Consider the following 16013-nt stretch of genomic DNA (forward strand, 5'->3'; position numbering starts at 1 on the left):
TCGGCCTGACGTCCGCTGCGGCGGGACTACGCCCCAAAGCCCGACAGCGAGGACTCCGTCGACGCCGGCTGGGTGTCGAGGTCGCGGAGCTGGCCCTCGATGTAGCTCTTCAGCTTCTGGCGGTACTCGCGCTCGAAGGTGCGCAGCTCGTCGATGCGGTGCTCGACCGTCGCGCGCTCCTCCTCGAGCTTCGCGACCTGCTGGCGCTGCTTGGCCTCGGCCTCGGCGACGATGCGGGCGGCCGTGGCACGACCCTCGGCGACGAGCGCGTCGCGCTTCTCGGCACCCTCGCGCACGTGCTCCTCGTGGAGGCGGCGGGCGAGCTGCAGGAGTCCGCTGGAGCTCTCGGCCTCGTCGACCGGAGCCGACTGCGAGGAGCTGACGGGAGCGACGACCGGTGCGGGAGCCGGGGTGGGCTCGGGCTCGGGCTGCGGCTCCGGCTCGGGTGCCTCATCGACCACCGGGGCGGGAGCAGGAGTGCTCTCGCGCGGGGCGTCGGAGACTCGGGCGTCCGAGGGGCGGCTGTCGCCGGAGGAGAGGCGCTGACGAAGCTCCTCGTTCTCCTGGTTCAGGCGGCGGAGCTCCACGACGACCTCGTCGAGGAAGTCGTCGACCTCGTCCTGGTCGTATCCCTCACGGAACTTGGTCGGCTGGAACCGCTTGTTGACAACGTCTTCGGGAGTGAGCGCCATGGCTTTCCACCTTCGATTTCAAGTAGGTACACGTTTAACAACGCGCGACTAAAGCTAGCAACTTCAGGCGCACGGCGCAGTGCTGACACCGCGGGGAACGTCCGGACGTGCCAACGATACAGGGACGGTCAGGCGCGCTGGAGCCACGTGGCGATGTACATGCCCACGATGACGCAGAGCATGGTGAGGCTCCAGCCGAAATCGAGGGCGATCGGACCGATCGAGACCGGCTTGATCAGGCGTCGGAAGAAGCCGATCGGCGGGTCCGTGACGGTGTAGACGCCCTCCGCGGCGACGAGGCCGGCACCGCGGGGGCGCCAGTCCCGTCGGATCACGCGGACGAGGTCGAGCACGAACCGCGCCCACATCGCGAAGAAGTAGAGCAGCAGCACGAAGTACAGGACGCTCCCGAGGAGCGAGACGACGGAGGTCACCGGGGGCCAGGGCTCCCCGGGATCAGGACTTCGCGAAGAACGACGCGTCGGCGTCGCTCTCGGCGGAGGCGGAGTCGCCGGCGACGGTGATGTGCGACGGCGAGAGCAGGAAGACCTTGCTCGTCACGCGCTCGATGCGGCCGTAGAGGCCCTGCGAGAGTCCGCTCGCGAAGTCGATGAGGCGGCGGGCGTCCGCATCGCTCATCTGCGAGAGGTTGATGATCACGGGGATGCCGTCGCGGAAGTTCTCCGCGATGACCTGCGCGTCGCGGTACTGCTTCGGGTGGACGGTGAGGATCTCGTTCATCTCGGCGGGTGCCGTCGCCTTCGGGGTCTGGGGGGTGGGCTTGCGGAGCGGGGTGACCGTCGCGCGGGGCTGCTGCACCGGCTCGACGGGAGGGACGGGCTGCACCGGGGAGACCGGTGCGCGGTGGGCCGTCGCCGGGGCCGCCTCGACGGGCTCTGCGCGCTCGTACTCGACCTCTTCGTCGGCGAGTCCGAGGTAGACCATCGTCTTCTTCAGCGGGTTGGCCATGGGGTGTCCTCCGTGTCGTGTGTGCTCCCACAGGTGGGTCACCACGAGGTTAGGTGCGGGCGGGGCGTTCTCCGGTGATTGCCGATCCGATTCGCAGGTGTGTCGCACCCTCCGCGATCGCCTCGGCGAAGTCGTTCGACATGCCCGCCGAGATCGCCGTGGCGGAGGGCTCGACGGCGCGCACGCGGTCGGAGATCGACCGGAGCCGGGCGAACGCCTGACGGGGCTCCTCGTCCAGCGGAGCGACCGCCATCACGCCGCGCAGCGTGAGGCCGGGCGCCCCGGCGAGAGCCTCGGCGAGGGGCTCGACGTCGGCGGGCGACGCTCCCCCGCGGTCGGGATCCTCGGTGAGGTTGACCTGCAGGAACACGTCGAGAGGCTCCTCCCCCGCGTCCAGCAGCGGGACGAGCGCGAGCCGGTCGACGGAGTGGACGGCGTCGGCGTAGCGGCGCACCTGGCGCGCCTTCTTGCTCTGGAGCTGCCCGATGAAGTGCCAGCGCGCAGCGGTCCCCGCCAGCTCGGCCGACTTCTCCTGCGCCTCCTGGTGCCGGTTCTCGCCGAAGTCGACGACGCCCAGCTCGAGGAGGTCGCGGAGCAGCGACACGAGGTGGAACTTGGTCACCACGATGGTCGTGACCGAGGACGCCTCGCGACCGGCCGAGCGGGTCGCGTCGGCGACCCGCTCGGAGACCTCGGCCCAGCGCGCGGCCAGCTCCGGATCCGGCACGACTACTTGAGGAAGTCGGGGATGTCCAGGTCGCTGTCGTCGTCGTCGAAGGACGGGTCGGCGACAGGGGCCGGGGCGGCGACGGGGGTGCTCGACCAGATCGAGCCGGCCGCAGGGGCGGCTGCGGGAGCCGGGACGGGCTCGGCGGCCGACTCGCTCGCCGAGCTCTGCTGCTGGCGCGGCTGGGCGATCGCGGCCTGAGCGGTTCCGCCCGGCTCTCCGCCGTCGAACCCCGCGGCGATGACGGTGACGCGCACCTCGTCGCCGAGCGTGTCGTCGATCACGGCACCGAAGATGATGTTCGCCTCGGCGTGCACCGCCTCCTGGACGAGGCGCGCCGCGTCGTTGATCTCGAAGATGCCGAGGTTCGAGCCGCCCTGGATCGAGAGGAGCACGCCGTGCGCGCCGTCGATGCTGGCCTCGAGCAGCGGTGAGGCGACGGCCAGCTCGGCCGCCTTGATCGCGCGATCGGCGCCGCGCGACGAGCCGATGCCCATCAGCGCCGAGCCCGCGCCCTGCATGACCGACTTCACGTCGGCGAAGTCGAGGTTGATCAGGCCGGGCGTGGTGATCAGGTCGGTGATGCCCTGGACGCCGGCGAGGAGCACCTGGTCGGCGGTCGCGAAGGCCTCGAGCATCGAGATGCCGCGGTCGCTGATCTCGAGCAGGCGGTCGTTCGGGACGACGATGAGCGTGTCGACCTCGTTCTTCAGCGTCGCGACGCCGGCCTCGGCCTGCGTCTGCCGACGGCGTCCCTCGAACCCGAAGGGCTTGGTCACGACGCCGATGGTGAGAGCGCCGATCGACTTGGCGATCCGCGCGACGACGGGCGCGCCGCCGGTGCCGGTGCCGCCGCCCTCGCCCGCGGTGACGAAGACCATGTCGGCCCCCGCGAGGACCTCCTCGATCTCCTCGGCGTGGTCCTCGGCGGCGCGGCGGCCGACCTCGGGGTCGGCGCCGGCGCCGAGTCCGCGGGTCAGCTCGCGGCCCACGTCGAGCTTGACGTCGGCGTCGCTGAGCAGGAGCGCCTGTGCGTCCGTGTTGATCGCGATGAATTCGACACCGCGCAGGCCGAGCTCGATCATGCGGTTGACGGCGTTGACGCCGCCACCGCCGATGCCGACGACCTTGATCACGGCGAGGTAGTTCTGGTTTGAAGTCACGTCTCCGGCCTCCGGGCTGAACCTTAAACCTGTAGTTGAGGCTTAAAGTTATGCTGAGTATGCATTTGGGGTTCGGCTCCGACGGTAGGCGGAGTCCGGTCGCGCTCCCAGCAGACACGCCCGCAACGCTCGAAAGAACGCGCGGATCCGCCGCTGGTCACGGCCGGGGCGCCACGACGGCGGCCTGGGGCGAGGACACGTCGTAGGTGCCGACGACGGCGGGATCGGTCGCGGCCATCAGCTTCTCGAGCACGACGGCCTTGAGCGCCGACTCGTCCGACCCGCCCCACACGACTTCCGTGCCGTTCTGCAGGGTGAGCGAGACGTCGTCGCCGGTCGTGGCCGTGGCGGCCGTCACCTGCGGAGCGAGCGACGCGGGCAGGGAGCGCAGCACCCGCGCGGTCGCGCGGAAGCCGGCTCCCGAGGCGTCGCCGGACGCGGTGGTGAGGACCGGGTAGCCGGGCTGCGCCGAGTCCGCCGTCTCGATGACGACTCCGGCCGCGTCCACGAGCTCGAAGCGGCCGCCCGCCGCGATCACGCCGAGGGGCGTGCGCTCGACGATCGACACCACGAGGGTGCTCGGCGGCCGGGTCTGCACCGAGTAGCTCTGGATGAGCGGGGACGCGCCCAGCACGCGGCCGACCTCGTCCCGGTCCACCAGGGTGAGCGGGACGCCGAGCTGGTCGTCGAGCTCGCTCTGCAGGGCGGCGGCGTCGACGCGCTGGGTGCCCGAGATCTCGATCGTGCGCACGGCCATGAGCGGCGAGAAGGCCGCGACTCCGACGATCAGGGCGAGGGCGACGAGCGACCCGGCCACGACCAGGGCGATCAGGCGTCGCCGACGCGCGCGCTTCGTGAAGCGGCGGACCTCCCCCCGCTCGTAGCGCCTCCGCTCGCGGGCGGCCCGGGAGACGGCCCGGTTCTCGGCACCGGGCAGGCGCAGGCCCGAGAGGGTGCGGCGGACCGCGCCCGCGCGCGACGGAGTGCGCTCGGCCGGTTCCGGATCCACGCGGGTCGCGGTGACGATCCGGATCGGCTCGGTGTCCGGCTCCGGCTCGCCGCCGCGCGTAGGGACGCTCCGACCGGGCGCCGGAGGGCGTCCGCCGTCCGGCCGCTTCACGGCCGCTCCCCCGCTTCGGGCGCGAGGACCGCGGTCATCGTGCGACCGGCGCGGCCTCGCTGGCGCCGAGCGACTCGAGCACCTGCGGGATGATCCGGTAGACGTCGCCGCAGCCGAGGGTGATGACGAAGTCGCCCTCGCGCGCGATGCCAGCCGTGAGGCGGGCCGCCTCCGCCCAGTCCGGGACGAACGAGACGTGCGACGGGTCGGCGAACTTCTCGCTGACCAGCGCTCCGGTCACTCCGGGCTCCGGATCCTCGCGCGCCCCGTAGACGTCGAGGACGATCGTCTCGTCGGCGTAGCGCTCGAGCGTCTCGGCGAACTCGCGGGCGAAGAGGCGGGTGCGGCTGTAGAGGTGCGGCTGGTGCACGGCGATGATGCGGCCCTCGCCGACCACGGTGCGCGCGGCGGAGAGGGCGGCGGCCACCTCGGTGGGGTGGTGGGCGTAGTCGTCGTAGACGCTGACTCCGCGGACCGCTCCGTGCAGCTCGAAGCGGCGCTCCGTGCCTCCGAACGCCGACACGGCCTCGAGCGAGGCGGCTGGATCGAAGCCCAGGCCCACCAGCACTGCGAACGCGCCGGCCGCGTTGATCGCGTTGTGCCGGCCGGGGATGCGGAGGCGGGCCGAGTAGCGCCTGCCCTCGTACTCGACCGAGAAGCCGACGGGGCCGACGAGGTCGAGGTCGACGACGCGGACGTCCGCCCTCTCGGCCTCGCCGAAGGTCAGCACCCGTCCGCCGTCCAGCCGCTCGGTGACGCGGACGGCGCCGGGGTCGTCGGAGGAGATGACGACGAGCTCGCTCGCGGAGGAGGCGAACGTGACGAAGGCCTCCTCGAACGCCTCCAGCGATCCGTAGTGGTCGAGGTGGTCCGGGTCGACGTTCGTGATGAGGGCGACCGCGGTGTCGTAGAGGAGGAAGCTGCCGTCCGACTCGTCGGCCTCGACGACGAAGACCTCGCCGGAGCCGGCGGCGGAGGAGGTGCCGAGGCTCTCGATGATGCCGCCGTTGACGAAGCTGGGGTCGGCGTCGACGCCGAGCAGGCCGGTGACGATCATGCCGGTCGACGTGGTCTTGCCGTGCGCTCCGGCCACCGCGACCAGGCGCCTGCCGCGCACCAGCCAGGCGAGGGCCTGCGAGCGGTGCAGCACGGGCAGGCCGCGCTCCTTCGCGAGCAGGTACTCGGGATTGTCGGGCCACAGGGCGGAGGTGACGACGACCGCCTCGGCGTCCCCGAGGTTCGCCGCGTCGTGGCCGATGGCGACCGGGACGCCGAGCTCCCGCAGCTGCTCGATGGGGTGGGACTCGCGGACGTCGGAACCGGTGACCCGGTGCCCGGCGTGGTGGAACAGCCGGGCGATCCCGCTCATCCCGGAGCCGCCGATGCCGATGAAGTGGACCGAGCCGAGCTCGTCGGGGACGGTGATGCCGAGGTCGGGCTTGATCACGGGGCTCTCGCTTTCGGGTGGGTCGCGGCGGGCGGGAGGGGCCTCCCGCGGTGCGCCGGATCAGTGTAGACGGTGGGCGGGAGTGCTCTCCCGAGCCGCGCGGAGCGGGCTCAGCGCGGCTCGGAGAGGGTCGACTCGATCAGGTCGACGAGCCGCCCGGAGCCGTCGCGGACTCCCACGCGGGCGGCCCGGCGCGCCATCTCGTCGCGACGGGCGGTGTCGTCCAGGAGCGGTACGAGCTCCCGCTGGACCCAGCCGGGGAGGAAGGCGGCGTCCTCGACGAGGACCGCTCCCCCGGCGTCGACGACGCCGCGCGCGTTGTAGCGCTGCTCGCCGTTGCCGACCGGGTACGGGACGTAGACCGCGGGCAGGCCGAGGGCTGTCAGCTCGCTGACCGTCGCTGCCCCCGCGCGGGAGACGGCCACGTCCGCGGCGGACAGCGCGAGGTCCATCCGGTCGCAGTAGGCGAGGAGGTGGTAGCCGGCCACCCCCGGGTCCGTGATCTCGGCGCGATCGCCCGTGATGTGGAGGACCTGGAAGCCGGTGGCGACGAGATCCCGGGCGGCGGCGTGCACCGTCGCGTTGATCCGTCGAGCGCCGAGGGAGCCGCCGGTCACCAGGAGGGTCTGCCGGGACGGGTCGAGGCCCAGCGCCGCCATCGCCTCGTCGCGGCGCGCGGCCCGGTCGAGCTCGGCGATCTCGCGGCGCAGCGGCATGCCGACCACCCGCGCGTGCGGCAGGGGCGTGCCCTCGAAGGCCACGCCGACCGAGCGGGTCGCGCGCGCGCCGAGACGGTTGGCGAGCCCGGGGCGCGCGTTGGCCTCGTGGACGGTGAAGGGGACGCCGGCGCGGCGGGCCGCCAGGTAGGCGGGTGCTGCCGCGTACCCTCCGAAGCCGACCACCGCGTCGATCCGCCGGTCGCGGATCGTCCGGACGATGCCGGCGATGGTCGCGCGGAAGGCTCCGGGGAACCGCAGCGCCGCCGCGTTCGGGCGGCGCGGGAACGGCAGCCGCGGGATCACCGAGAGCTCGTAGCCGCGGAGGGGGACGAGGCGCGCCTCGAGCCCCTCGGCGGTGCCGAGCACGAGCACCTCGTCGCGCGGGTTCCGCCTGCGGATCTCGTCGGCCGTCGCGAGCAGCGGATTGACGTGGCCGGCGGTGCCGCCGCCGGCGAGGAGGTAGCGGGTCACTCCGCCGCCGCCTTCCTGCGGCGCAGCACGCCCGCGCCGGGCAGGGGCGCGGTCTGAGTGCGGGCGAAGGAGAGGACGACGCCGATGGCGAGGAGCGAGCTGAGCAGGGCGGTGCCTCCGGAGGAGATCAGCGGCAGCGGGACCCCCAGCACCGGGAGCACCCCCAGGACGACGCCGATGTTGACGAACGCCTGGCCGATCAGCCAGACCATGATCGCGCCGGTGCTGATCCGCACGAACGGATCGGAGGACGCGTGGATGACGCGGAAGAAGGCGACCGCGAGGACCACGAACAGCGCCAGGACGACGATCGCTCCGATCAGCCCGAGCTCCTCGCCGATGATGGCGAAGATGTAGTCGTTGTCCGCGGCGGGCAGCCAGGACCACTTGGCCTTGGAGTTGCCGAGGCCCACGCCGAAGATCCCGCCGGAGGCCATCGCCCAGGTGCCGTGCACCGGCTGCCAGCACGAGTTCTGGTACTCCTCGACGTTGGAGCAGTCGCCGAGGAAGGACATGATCCGGGTGAGGCGGTTGTCGCTGGAGACGGCGAACAGCACCGCTCCGATCGCGCCGGCCACCACGATCGGCACGAGGACCTTCATCTGGACGTTCGCGTAGAAGAGTGCGGCGAGGACGATGCCCGCCATGATCACGACCGTGCCCAGGTCGCCTCCGATGAGGACCAGTCCGATCGCCGCGCCGCCGACGATCAGGACGGGGATGAGCGCGTCCTTCCAGTCCTTCGGCGACCGGTAGCGGCGGGCGAGCAGGAGCCCCAGCCAGAGGGCGAGCGCGAGCTTGATGATCTCGGAGGGCTGCATGCTGAAGGCGCCGAGGCGGATCCAGTTGCGGTTCCCGCCGACGGAGTCGCCGAGCGGTGTGAAGAGCACGAGGCACTGGAGGACGCAGCCGGCGATGAGCAGGATCGGCGTCACGCGCTTCCACACGCCGAGGGGCAGCCGCGAGACCACCAGCATCATCGGGATCCCGAGGAGGGCGAACCCGCCCTGGCGCAGGAAGCCCCCAAAGGAGTCGTCGCTCGACACGTAGGAGGTGACCGACGAGGAGGAGAGCACCATCGTCAGTCCGAACAGCACCAGGAAGAGCGTGGTTCCGAAGAGGAGGTAGAAGTTCGGCGAGTGGGAGGCGAAGACCTTCGAGAGGACGATCCGCGCGGAACGGGCCCCGCTCCGGTCCTTCCCGCGCGGCTCAGTGCGCGAGCGGCCCGCGGGGCGGCTCGTCGTCGGAGCGGTCATCGGCTCCCCCTCCCAGGTGTGTCGCCACGGCGGCCGCGAAGGAGCGGCCCCGAGCCGCGTAGTCGAGGAACTGGTCCATCGAGGCCGCGGCGGGTGCGAGCAGGACGACGTCCCCCGAGCGGGCGAGCGTCGCGGCCGCCTCGACGACCGCCTGCATCACCGCACCAGTGTCGTCCGGCACCGCCTCGCTCACGGGGAGGGCGGGCGCGTGTCGTCGGAATGCCGCGAGCAGCGCCGAGCGGTCGGCGCCGATCACCACGGCGCCCCGCAGGCGGCCGACGTGCGCGGCCACGAGGGCGTCCACGTCGACGCCCTTGAGCAGCCCGCCGACGACCCATACGACCGACGGATACGCGCGCAGCGAGGCGTCGGCGGCGTGCGGGTTCGTGGCCTTGGAGTCGTTCACCCAGGTCACCCCGTCGCGCTCGGCGACGACCTGGATGCGGTGGGCGTCGAGCTCGAAGGACGCCAGCGCGGTGCGGACGGCCGTGACCTCGATCCCGCACGCTCGGGAGAGCGCTGCCGCGGCGAGCACGTTCTGGACGATGTGCGGAGCGGCGAGGTTCCATGCGGCGAGCTCGTCCACGGTGGTGATCTCGAGGGCACTGGTGCGGCGGTCCTCGAGGAAGGCGCGGTCGCAGAGGATGCCGTCGACGATCCCGAAGTCGCTCGGGCCGGGCACGCCGAGGCCGAATCCGATCGCCCGGGCGCCCTCCACCACCTCGGCGTCGAGCACCATCTGCTCGGTCGCCGCGTCGGCGCGGTTGTACACGCAGGCGACGCGGGTGCCGGCGTAGACCTTGCCCTTGGCCGCGCGGTAGGCGTCGAACGAGCCGTGCCAGTCGAGGTGGTCGTCGGCGATGTTGAGGCACGCGCTCGCGATCGGCTCGATCGCGCCCAGGTAGTGCAGCTGGTAGCTCGAGAGCTCCACGACGAGGACGTCGAAGCCCTGCGGGTCGCGGACCGCGTCGAGCACGGGCACGCCGATGTTGCCGCAGGGTGCGGCGCGGAGGCCGCCGGCCACGAGCATCGTCGCCGTGAGCTGGACGGTCGTGGTCTTCCCGTTGGTGCCGGTGACGGCCACCCAGTCGGCCGGAGTGCCGTCGGCGCGCACGACCTTGTCGCGGACGCGCCAGGCGAGCTCGACGTCGCCCCACACGGGGATCCCGGACTCCGCCGCCCACACGAGGATCGGGTGGGTCGGCCGGAAGCCGGGCGACACCACGACCAGCTCCGGTGCGAACGCGTGCAGCTCCTCCGGAGCGGAGTCGAGGCGGTCGGCCCGGTGCAGGCGGGCGCCGATCACCTCGAGCAGGCGCTCGCGCTCCTCGTCTGCGCGGTCGGCGAGGACGAGCACCTCGGAGCCGAGCTCGGTCAGCGTGTCGGCCACCGAGAACCCGGTGACGCCCAGGCCCAGCACGGCGACGCGCAGGCCGCGCCAGTCCGAGTGCCAGCTGCGGAGGGAGTCGGGACGGGCGGGATCGGTCATGCCAGCGACAGCCATTCCAGGTAGAAGAGCCCGACTCCGGCGGCGACGAAGATGCCGGCGATGATCCAGAACCGGACCACGACGGTGATCTCGGCCCAGCCCTTGAGCTCGAAGTGGTGGTGGAGCGGGCTCATCAGGAAGATGCGCTTGCCCCGGGTCAGCTTGAAGTAGATCCGCTGGAGGATGACCGAGCCGGTCACGATGACGAACAGGCCGCCGATGAGGAGGACCAGCAGCTCGGTGCGGGTGAGGATCGCCAGGGCCGCGAGCGCGCCGCCGAGGGCGAGCGAGCCGGTGTCGCCCATGAAGATCTGCGCCGGCGAGGTGTTCCACCAGAGGAAGCCCACCAGAGCGCCGGAGACGGCCGCCGCGATGATGGCCAGGTCGAACGGGTCACTCACCTGGTAGCACTTGTCGACGACCTCGGGGTTGAGGTGCTGGTCGAAGCACCACTGGTTCGACTGCCAGAACCCGATGATGACGTAGGAGCCGATCGCGAGGATCGAGGACCCGGTGGCGAGTCCGTCGAGCCCGTCGGCGACGTTCACGCCGTTCGACGTGCTGGTGACGATGATGCAGATCCACAGCACGAACAGGCCGATGCCGATCCAGCCGAGGGAGGCGAAGTCGAACGGCAGGTCGCGGATGAACGAGATCGAGGTGGACGCGGGGGTGAGGCCGTTGGAGTCGCGGACCATGATCGCGATCACCGCGAAGGCCGCGGCGACGATGACCTGTCCGGCGATCTTCGCCCAGCCGCCGAGGCCGAGGCTGCGCTGGTTGCGGGTCTTCAGGAAGTCGTCGACGAAGCCGACGAGCCCGAGCCCGACCATCATGAAGAGCACCAGCAGGGCCGACGGCGCGATCGCCCGGTTGCCGAACAGCATCCCGAGGAAGTAGCCGACCACGGTGCCGATGATGATGACGATGCCGCCCATCGTCGCCGTGCCGTGCTTGACGTGGTGCGACTTCGGTCCGTCCTCGCGGATGAACTGGCCCCATTGCAGGCGGTGGAAGAGGCGGATGAAAAGGGGCGTCATCAGGAGCGTGAAGGCTCCGGAGAACGCGCCGGACAGGAGGAGTGCCCTCATCGGTGACGCTCCCCGAGACGGTCGGCGAGGAAGCGCAGCCCCGCGGAGTTGGACGACTTGACCAGCACGGTGTCGCCGGGTCGCAGGTAGTCCTCGAGGAGGTCGAACGCCTCGTCGGAGGTCTCCGCGAAGACGGACTCGCCGCTCCACGACCCCTCGCGCTCGGCCGCGACGTGGATCCGGCGGGCGCCTCGGCCCACCACCACGATCTGGGAGATGTTGAGGCGGACGGCCAGGAGGCCCACGCGCTCGTGCTCCTCGTCGGCCCACTCGCCGAGCTCGCTCATCTCTCCCAGGACGGCGACGGTGCGCCCCCCGGGCTTCGCGATCTGGGCGAGGGTGCGCAGGGCGGCCGCGGTGGAGTCGGGGCTCGCGTTGTACGCGTCGTTGATGACGCGGACGTCCTCGCCGCCCAGGACCTCCATGCGGCCGCGCTCGGCGAGGGTGACGGTCGCGAGCGCCTCGACGATCGCGGGCAGCGCCACTCCGACCGAGAGCGCGGCGGCGGTCGCCGCGAGGGCGTTCATCACGTGGTGCTCGCCGAGGACGCGCAGCAGGAGCTCGGCGCGGGCGGCCTCGCGGCCCTCCCCGGCCGAGACCTCGATGGCGAAGCGGGTGCCGTCGGCGGTCGCGTCGATGTCGACGGCGCGCACGTCCGCGCTCTCGCCGCGGCCGAACCAGAGGACCCGGGCGGCGGTGCGGCCCGCCATCGAGGCGACCCGGCCGTCGTCGGCGTTCAGCACGGCGACGTCGTCGGCGGTGAGGTCGGCGACCATCTCGGTCTTGGCCTCGAGCGTGCGCTCGATCCCGCCGAACTCGCCGGCGTGCGCGAGGCCCACGGCGAGGACGACGCCGACGTCGGGCCTGGCCATCCGGACGAGGCGGCGGATCTCGCCGACCGCGCTCGCGCCCATCTCGGCGACGAGGAAGCGCGTCGACTCGGACACCTGGAGCATCGTGATCGGGGCGCCGACCTCGTTGTTGAAGGATCCGCGCGGAGCGACCGTCTCGCCGACCCGCTGGAGGACGGTGCGGAGGAGGTTCTTGGTCGTCGTCTTGCCGTTCGAGCCGGTGACGCCGATGACGGTCAGCCCGCCCTTCGCGCGGACGCGCCGGACGACCTCGGTCGCCAGCGCGCCGAGCGCCTCGACGGAGTCGTCGACGAGGACCTGCGGCACGTCGAGGTCGAGGGGGCGCTCCACGATGAGGAGCGCGGCACCGCGCTCGAGGGCGGCGGGAGCGAAGAGGTGGCCGTCGGTGTGCTCGCCGCGCTTGGCGACGAAGATCCCGCCGGGCGCGATCTCGCGGGAGTCGGTCTCGGTCGCTCCGTCGATCACGGTGGCGGCCGTGGCGGACGAGCCGGCCAGGTGGAGGCGTCCGGAGACGGCCTCGGCGATCTCGGTGAGGGTGAGGGCGATCATCTACAGCCAGCCCGCCTCGCGCAGCGCGTGACGGACGTCGTCTCTGGCCGAATACGGCATGTGCACTCCTGCGATCTCCTGGTGGTCCTCGTGGCCGGGCCCGGCGTAGAGGATCGAGTCCCCTTCGCGCGCGAGGGCGACGGCGGCGCGCACGGCGGCGCGCGGGTCGGCGATCTCGTGGATCTCCCGGTCGGGCACGGCGGCCCGGGCGCCCTGGAGGAGCGCGGCGCGGATGGCGGCCGGATCCTCCCAGCGCGGGTGGAAGTCGGTGACGACCACGACGTCGGCGAGGCGGGCGGCGATGGCGCCCATGTCGCTCCGCTTGGTCGTGTCGCGATCCCCGTCCGCCCCGAACACCATGAACAGGCGGCCGGGCGTGATGGTCCGCAGCGCCTCGAGCGCGTTCTGGAACGCGTCGGGGGTGTGGCCGTAGTCGACGTAGACGCGCGGTCCGCGCTCCCCCGAGACGAGCTCTGCGCGGCCCGGGATGTAGACGTCGAGACGGCTGTCCTCGAGCGCGTGCGCGACGGCGTCCAGGTCGAAGCCCGACTCCACCAGCATCACGATCGCCAGCGCGGCGTTGGAGGCCATGTACCAGCCGATCAGCGAGACGGTGACGACGACGGAGCGGTTCTCGGGCCCCTCCAGGCGGAAGGTGGTGCTGTCGGGCGTCGCGTCCAGCACCGTCATCGACCAGTCGGCGGGCGTCGTCGGGGCGACTCCGACGACCGGCGAGCCGGCGAGCGTCGCGACGGGGATGCGGCTGCGCTCGGCGAGCTCGCGCCCCCAGGCGCTGTCGACCGTGACGACGCCGCGGCGTGCGCGCTCCGGCTCGAAGAGGTCGGCCTTGGCCTCGAAGTACTCGCGCAGATCGGAGTAGTCGTCGAGGTGGTCGTGGCTGAGGTTCGTGAAGCCGACGACGTCGAAGACGAGGCCGTCGATCCGGTGCCGCGTGAGCGCCTGCGCCGAGACCTCGATCGAGACCGCACGGACGGCGGACTCCCGCATCCGCGCGAGCAGGCCGTGCAGCTCGCTCGCCTCGGGAGTCGTCAGCGAGCTGACCACGGCGACGTCGCCGATCCGGCGCTCGGCGGTGGAGCTGAGGCCGGAGACGACTCCGAGCCGGCGCAGCAGCGCGTCGAGGATGTAGACGACGCTCGTCTTGCCGTTGGTCCCCGTCACGCCGAAGAGCGTCGGGACGTCCTCGCGGGTGCGGTGGATCCACGCGGCGACGTCGCCGAGGGCGGCCCGCGGGTCGGGGGTCACCAGCACGGGCAGGCCGCTGTCGGCGGCGAGCTCCGCTCCGGCCGGGTCGGTCAGCACGGCGACGGCTCCGGACGCCGCGGCAGCGGACGCGAAGGCCGCGCCATGGGCACGGCGTCCTGCGACACCGACGTAGAGGTCACCGGACTCGACCTGGTTCGAGTCCAGCGTGACTCCGCTCACCTCGACGCCCTCGAGGCCGCGGACCGGGCCTAGGGAGAACTCGGCCACGAGCTGCGAGAGGCTCCGCGGCACGGGGTGCTCGGGGCGGAGGGAGGACTGCGGGCGAGGGTCGTGCACTGCCCGCTCTTTCTCTCGTTCTGGTGCGTGGATCGTGGTCCCGGCGGGGCTCACCACGTCGTGGGGTACTCGACGGGCGGCACCGTGGACGGCTCCACCCGGTTGGTCTTGAGCACCTGGGTCATGACCTGCTGGAAGACGGGAGCCGTCGCCTGGGACGTGTTCATCTTAACCGGATCGGCGATGGTGACCGTCACGACGTACTCCGGGTCCTCCGCCGGCGCGAGCCCGGCGAGTGAGACGGTGTAGCTCTTCGAGTAGCCGCCCTTCCCGTCGGGCTGCTGCGCGGTACCGGTCTTGGTGGCGATGTTGTAGCCGTCGACGTGGATGTCGTTCGCCAGCCAGCCCTCGTTGTAGTGCGTCTGCAGCATGTCGACGACCTGCTTCGCGGCCGAGCTCGACACCACCTGTGTGCCCGTCGCATCGGGGACGTCCACGACGGAGCCGTCGGCCGTGGTGCAGCCGTCGATCAGCTGCGACGGGAGCCGCACTCCGCCGTTGCCGAGCGTCTGGTAGATGCTCGCGACCTGCACCGCGGTCGCCGAGACGCCCTGGCCGAACATCGTCGTGTAGTTCGTCTGGTTGTCCCAGTCCTGGTAGTCGGCGAGCAGGCCGCCCTCCTCGCCGGGGAAGCCGCTCGTGGTGGGCGTGCCGAGACCGAACTTCTGCAGGTAGTCGTAGCGGGTCTGGGCCGACAGGCGGGAGCCGAGCATCGAGATGCCGACGTTCGACGAGTCCTTGAGGATACCGGTCAGCGTGTAGTTCGTCGGGGTGTGCGCGAAGTCGTCGCTGAACGAGGCGCCGTCCTTCTCGAAGGAGTCCGGGACGACGACCTGGGTCGTCGGGCCCGCCTGGCCCTGGTCGATCAGCATCGCGGCCGTCATCGGCTTGAAGGTCGAGCCCGGCTCGAACGGTGCGCGGAAGGCGCGCGAGCTGCGGTCGGCGGAGGCGCTCGCCTCGACGTTGTTGGGGTCGACGGTCGGCGTCTCGGCCACGGCGAGCAGCTTGCCGGTCTTGACCTCCTGCACCACGACGATCCCGTAGCTGCCGCCGACCTCGGCGACGCGCTGCGAGAGGACCTGCTGGGAGTAGTACTGGAGGTCGGAGTCGATGGTGAGCTTCAGCGTCCCGCCGTCGACGGCCGGGGTCTCCGAGACGGTGCTGCCCGGGATCCGGACGTAGTCGGCGCTGCGCTCGTAGCTCTCGGACCCGTTCTGCCCCGCGAGGCAGGTGTTCTCCGCGTACTCCATGCCCTCCTGGGCCGCTCCGTCCGCCCCGACGTAGCCGACGAGGTTGCCGGCCACCGCGCCGTTGGGGTAGCTGCGGCCCTGCTGGGTCTCGAAGTAGGTCCACGGGATGTCGAGCGCGACGAGCTTCTGGTAGGCCTCGAGGTCGAGCCCCTCCGAGAGGATCAGGTAGTTGGCCTTCGCGTCCTTCGCGAGCGCGGCGTCCACCGCTCCGGTGATCTGCTCGACCGACTGCCCGGTGATCGCGCCGATCTCGGAGGCGGCCTGCTGCACGCTGACCATGACCTTCTGGTCCTCGCCCAGCTCGCGCGGGAACTCGGCCACGTTCTTCGGCGAGGTCGTCAGCCGGTAGCGCGTGGTGGTGTCCGCGAGCACCGTCCCGGAGCGGTCCACGATGGGGCCGCGCTGGCCGTAGGTGACGACGCTGTTCGACTGGTTCTGGGCGGCCGCATCGGTGAGCTCGTTCGCCCGCACGATCTGGATGTCCACCAGCTTGCCGATGAAGAGTCCGACGACGGCGACGATGATGACGAACGTGACGGCCGTGCGGCGTCTGCTCGAGCGGTGGTGTCTCACTGCTGCGGTGTCCTTCTTGCTCCGGGCGGGCGGGCCGCCGTTCGTCGGGTCCGGATGGTCGT

Annotated in this window: 14 protein-coding genes; all 14 read right to left on the minus strand. The window is 71.8% G+C overall.

The genetic code is table 11. From position 1 onward, the window contains the following. Window positions 1-26: 26 nt before the first annotated feature. The 14 genes from C5C59_RS07415 to C5C59_RS07480 all read right to left on the minus strand — a co-directional run bounded on the left by C5C59_RS07415 (window position 27) and on the right by C5C59_RS07480 (window position 15951). On the minus strand, window positions 27-692 hold the full coding sequence (locus C5C59_RS07415) for a DivIVA domain-containing protein (protein ID WP_104222600.1): 666 nt from the start codon (window positions 690-692) through the stop codon (window positions 27-29). Window positions 693-820: 128 nt separating this feature from the next. Further along, window positions 821-1126, minus strand: a complete 306-nt coding sequence (locus tag C5C59_RS07420; RefSeq protein WP_258059242.1) for a YggT family protein — start codon at window positions 1124-1126, stop codon at window positions 821-823. 22 nt (window positions 1127-1148) lie between these two features. Continuing rightward, complete coding sequence (locus C5C59_RS07425) at window positions 1149-1661, minus strand: cell division protein SepF (protein ID WP_104222599.1); 513 nt, start codon at window positions 1659-1661, stop codon at window positions 1149-1151. A 49-nt stretch (window positions 1662-1710) separates the two neighbouring features. Beyond that, window positions 1711-2388, minus strand: a complete 678-nt coding sequence (locus C5C59_RS07430) for a YggS family pyridoxal phosphate-dependent enzyme (protein WP_104239384.1) — start codon at window positions 2386-2388, stop codon at window positions 1711-1713. Between the two features lie 2 nt (window positions 2389-2390). Continuing rightward, complete coding sequence (gene ftsZ / locus C5C59_RS07435; RefSeq protein WP_104222597.1) at window positions 2391-3551, minus strand: cell division protein FtsZ; 1161 nt, start codon at window positions 3549-3551, stop codon at window positions 2391-2393. Between the two features lie 157 nt (window positions 3552-3708). Continuing rightward, window positions 3709-4560, minus strand: coding sequence for a cell division protein FtsQ/DivIB (locus C5C59_RS07440; protein WP_146082882.1), 852 nt, complete (start codon window positions 4558-4560; stop codon window positions 3709-3711). A gap of 145 nt (window positions 4561-4705) precedes the next feature. Further along, the gene (gene murC, locus C5C59_RS07445; RefSeq protein WP_104239382.1) at window positions 4706-6118 is read right to left on the minus strand and encodes a UDP-N-acetylmuramate--L-alanine ligase; all 1413 of its coding nucleotides are present in this window, start codon (window positions 6116-6118) and stop codon (window positions 4706-4708) included. Window positions 6119-6228: 110 nt separating this feature from the next. After that, entirely contained in the window at window positions 6229-7308 is a 1080-nt protein-coding gene (gene murG, locus C5C59_RS07450) for an undecaprenyldiphospho-muramoylpentapeptide beta-N-acetylglucosaminyltransferase (RefSeq protein ID WP_104239381.1), read from the minus strand. Further along, window positions 7305-8564, minus strand: a complete 1260-nt coding sequence (gene ftsW, locus C5C59_RS07455; RefSeq protein ID WP_104239380.1) for a putative lipid II flippase FtsW — start codon at window positions 8562-8564, stop codon at window positions 7305-7307. Before ftsW ends, murG begins: the two co-directional genes overlap by 4 nt. Beyond that, a complete protein-coding gene (gene murD / locus C5C59_RS07460; RefSeq protein WP_104239379.1) occupies window positions 8518-10053 on the minus strand; it encodes a UDP-N-acetylmuramoyl-L-alanine--D-glutamate ligase in 1536 nt (511 codons plus the stop codon). The genes ftsW and murD overlap by 47 nt, the downstream gene beginning before the upstream one ends. Beyond that, window positions 10050-11144: a phospho-N-acetylmuramoyl-pentapeptide-transferase gene (gene mraY / locus C5C59_RS07465; protein ID WP_104239378.1), complete on the minus strand. Its 1095-nt coding sequence runs from the start codon at window positions 11142-11144 to the stop codon at window positions 10050-10052. The genes murD and mraY overlap by 4 nt, the downstream gene beginning before the upstream one ends. After that, a complete protein-coding gene (gene murF / locus C5C59_RS07470; protein WP_104251253.1) occupies window positions 11141-12565 on the minus strand; it encodes a UDP-N-acetylmuramoyl-tripeptide--D-alanyl-D-alanine ligase in 1425 nt (474 codons plus the stop codon). The genes mraY and murF overlap by 4 nt, the downstream gene beginning before the upstream one ends. Beyond that, complete coding sequence (locus C5C59_RS07475; RefSeq protein WP_104238697.1) at window positions 12566-14128, minus strand: Mur ligase family protein; 1563 nt, start codon at window positions 14126-14128, stop codon at window positions 12566-12568. It lies immediately after the preceding gene. Window positions 14129-14178: 50 nt separating this feature from the next. Then, on the minus strand, window positions 14179-15951 hold the full coding sequence (locus tag C5C59_RS07480; protein WP_244229623.1) for a penicillin-binding protein 2: 1773 nt from the start codon (window positions 15949-15951) through the stop codon (window positions 14179-14181). Between the last annotated feature and the right edge of the window lie 62 nt (window positions 15952-16013).

Source organism: Rathayibacter sp. AY1F4, assembly GCF_002931775.1.
Taxonomy (GTDB): Bacteria; Actinomycetota; Actinomycetes; order Actinomycetales; family Microbacteriaceae; genus Rathayibacter.